This window comes from Streptomyces sp. SID1328, assembly GCF_009865595.1.
In the GTDB taxonomy this organism is placed as follows: domain Bacteria; phylum Actinomycetota; class Actinomycetes; order Streptomycetales; family Streptomycetaceae; genus Streptomyces; species Streptomyces griseoluteus.
In genome coordinates, this window is record NZ_WWKH01000343.1 from 1 (window position 1) to 979 (window position 979).

Here is a 979-nt window from a genome sequence, read left to right on the forward strand (position 1 = left end):
GGGCGCGCAGGTAGTCCTCGGCGCGGGTCCGCAGGGCGGGCCGCTCCTCGACGGCCGCGCCGACCCAGCCGCGCAACCACTGCGCGGTGAGCGCCGCGTGCTCCGGGCCGAGCCGCCAGGGGCTCGGGTGCACCCGTACCGACGCGCCGTGTCCGGCGAACGCCTCGCCGGCCGCGGTGACCGCGTCCGGACCGAGCAGACCGCCCCGGCGCTGGTGGGCGTTGAACGCCTCGGCCAGGTCGGCGTCCAGCGGGTCGGAGGACGCGAACTCGACGCGTCCGGCGACCGAGAGGGTGAGCAGGGCGGGGCTGCCCGCGCCCGCGCAGGCGGCGGCCAGCGTCTCGATCTCGGGGCGGGTGAGCACGTCCAGCAGCGCGGACGCCGTCACCAGCGAGGCGCCGGACAGCGCGTCCGGCGTGAGCCGGGCGACGTCGCCGCGCCGGGTCTCGACGGTGACCCGGCCGCCGTCGGCGGCGACGCGCGGGGAGGCGACAGCCGCGAAGTGCAGCAGGTACGGGTCCCGGTCGTGCAGCACCCAGTGCTGGGGGCCGTCCAGCCGGGCGGCCAGCCAGCGGCCCATCGAGCCGGTGCCGCAGCCCAGGTCGTGGATGACCAGCCCGCCCTCCCGCGGCGGGAGTTCGGCCAGCCGCTTGCCCAGCGGCTCCAGCAGGCCCTGGGCCCGCGCGTCGGCGTCGGCCGGCTCCCGGAGCTGGAGCCACTCGGGCGCGTACCGGGGCCCCTCGTCGGCGTCCCCCTCGCGCAGCCGTACGGTGGCCCGCTCGCCGGGGCGGCCGACCGGGCCGGCGCCGGCGATGACGTCGGAGGTGCCGGTGGACTCGGTGCCGTCGTTCACCCGGTGTTCCTCCTCGGTGGTGGCGTCGGTCATGCGGCCCTCCTGGGGGCGCCGGGGAGCCTGCCGAGGACCCCGGCGAGGCTGCGGGCGGTGGCGGCCCAGCCGCCGAGCGCGCTGCGCCGGCCG

The 979-nt window shown here is 79.5% G+C and carries 1 protein-coding gene; it reads right to left on the reverse strand.

Features of this window, described 5'->3' with window-relative positions; all coding sequences use genetic code 11:
- Positions 1–886, reverse strand: an 886-nt coding sequence (locus tag GT030_RS10225; protein ID WP_161200825.1) for a class I SAM-dependent methyltransferase, incomplete at its 3' end; no start/stop codon positions are given.
- Positions 887–979 lie beyond the last annotated feature (93 nt).